This is a genomic window from Massilia sp. CT11-108 (assembly GCF_047302915.1).
In the GTDB taxonomy this organism is placed as follows: domain Bacteria; phylum Pseudomonadota; class Gammaproteobacteria; order Burkholderiales; family Burkholderiaceae_D; genus Telluria; species Telluria orientalis.
This window is the reverse complement of sequence record NZ_JBKYMO010000794.1, coordinates 1-1,807: the sequence shown is the minus strand read 5'-3', so window position 1 is coordinate 1,807 and position 1,807 is coordinate 1. Positions and strand designations below refer to the sequence as shown.

The window sequence follows — 1,807 nt, the reverse complement described above, 5'->3', positions numbered from 1 at the left end:
GTCCCAGCGCCGCGCGAACAGCAGCAGCGCGATACTCCCGACGCCCAGCGCGGCGCTGGGACCGTGCACGTGCGGCAGCGCGCCGCCCAGCAGGGTGCGCACCTGCCCCAGCGAGATGACGACGGCGGAGCCCAGCGTGAAGCCGCTCATCACGGGGCGCGAGAAGAAGTTGGCGAGGTAGCCCACGCGCAGCAGGCCGCACGCGAGCAGCACGACCCCGGACACCAGCGCCAGCTGCGCCGCCAGCATGCCGTACAGCGCGCTGCCCGGCGATGCTTCCGGCGCCAGCGCGGACGCCGTCATCAGCGAGATGATCGCCATCGGCCCGACGGATTGCGAGGAACTCGTGCCGAACAGGGCGTACAGCAGCGGCGGCACGATGCTGGCATACAGGCCCGCGACGGGCGGCAGGCCGGCGACGAGCGCGTAGGCCATGCCCTGCGGGATCATCATCATGGCCACGACGATGCCGGCGCCCACGTCGCCCGCGAGATCGTCGCGGCGATACGTCCGCAGCCAGCCGAGCAGGCGCGGGTTCGTCGCTACCGTGCGCATCGGCGCGCCGCCGTTCACTGCATCGCCAGTTCGACGCAGTTGCGGCCCGCCCGCTTGGCGCGCGCGAGGGCGGCATCGGTCCGCTGCGTCAGCGAATCGCCGCTTTCCTGCTCGCCCAGCTGGGCCACGCCGAGGCTCACCGTCACGTGGTCGCAGCCGGGAATCTCCGCCTGTTCGATCGCCACGCGCACCTTTTCCGCCATTTTCAAACCGTCGATGGCGCTCGTGTGCGGCGCGATGATGTGGAATTCCTCGCCGCCCGAACGCACGAGGATGTCGCTGGCGCGCAGCACGGCGCGCGTCGTGTCGGCCACGGTGCGCAGCGCCACGTCGCCGACCGGGTAGCCGTACGTGTCGTTGACCACCTTGAAACGGTCGATGTCGAACGACAGCAGCGCGAGCGGCACGCGGTAGCGGCGGGCGCGCTTGATCTCTTTTTCCAGCAATTCCTCGCCGTGGCGGCGGTTCGCGACGCCGGTCAGGGCGTCCGTGAGGATCAGCGCGCGCAGGGCGTCGCGCTGGCGCTTGACGGTCAGTTGCGTGCGCACGCGGGCGCGCACGACGGCGGCGTTCACCGGCTTGCTGATGAAGTCGGCCGCGCCGGCGCCCAGTGCGCGCGTCTCGTCCTCGGGCGACTTCAGCGCCGTCACGAAGATCACGGGGATGTCGCTCGTCTCGGGCGCCGCCAGCAATTCCTTGCAGACGGCATACCCGTCCATGCCGGGCATGACGGCGTCCAGCAGGATCAGGTCGGGCTGCTGGGTACGGGCGATCTCGAGCGCGCGCGGACCGTCCATCGCGAACAACACCTCGTGCTCGTCCTGCAGGGCGCCGTGCAGGATCTGGATGTTTTCCATTGCATCGTCGACCACCAGGATGCGGCCGTTGACGGCCATGTCGGTCCAGCTCATGCATCTTCCTTCGTATCCAGTAGCGTCCGCACCAGCTGCGCGGCCTCTTCGAAGCGCAGGGTCGCCACGGCATCCGCCAGCGGGGCCACCTGGCATGGTTCGAGGCGGGCGAGGGCGGGGCGCAGCGTCTCGAACTGCGCGATCGCTTTCATGTTGTTATTGTGGAGCAAATCGAGGAGCTGCGCCAACTCGCGCTGCAGGATAGCGCTATCTTCCGGCACCGCGGCCGGCGCGGGCCTGGCCTCCGGTGCGGGAAGGTCGCGTGCCGCCTCCAGCACGATGGACAGCGCGGCGCCGAGACGGGCCGTGGGCTGTTGCGTGCACACGGGCTTGTGGTTGCC

At 70.0% G+C, this 1,807-nt stretch carries 3 protein-coding genes; all 3 read right to left on the bottom strand.

The annotated features are described in order from the left end of the window. The coding region (locus tag ACEN88_RS30770; protein ID WP_413345838.1) for a SulP family inorganic anion transporter at nucleotides 1–573 on the bottom strand (573 nt) is incomplete at its 3' end. Beyond that, the gene (locus tag ACEN88_RS30765; protein ID WP_413345836.1) at nucleotides 570–1,466 is read right to left on the bottom strand and encodes a diguanylate cyclase; all 897 of its coding nucleotides are present in this window, start codon (nucleotides 1,464–1,466) and stop codon (nucleotides 570–572) included. The genes ACEN88_RS30765 and ACEN88_RS30770, both read right to left, overlap by 4 nt. After that, nucleotides 1,463–1,807, bottom strand: a 345-nt coding sequence (locus ACEN88_RS30760) for a hypothetical protein (RefSeq protein ID WP_413345834.1), incomplete at its 5' end; no start/stop codon positions are given. The genes ACEN88_RS30760 and ACEN88_RS30765, both read right to left, overlap by 4 nt.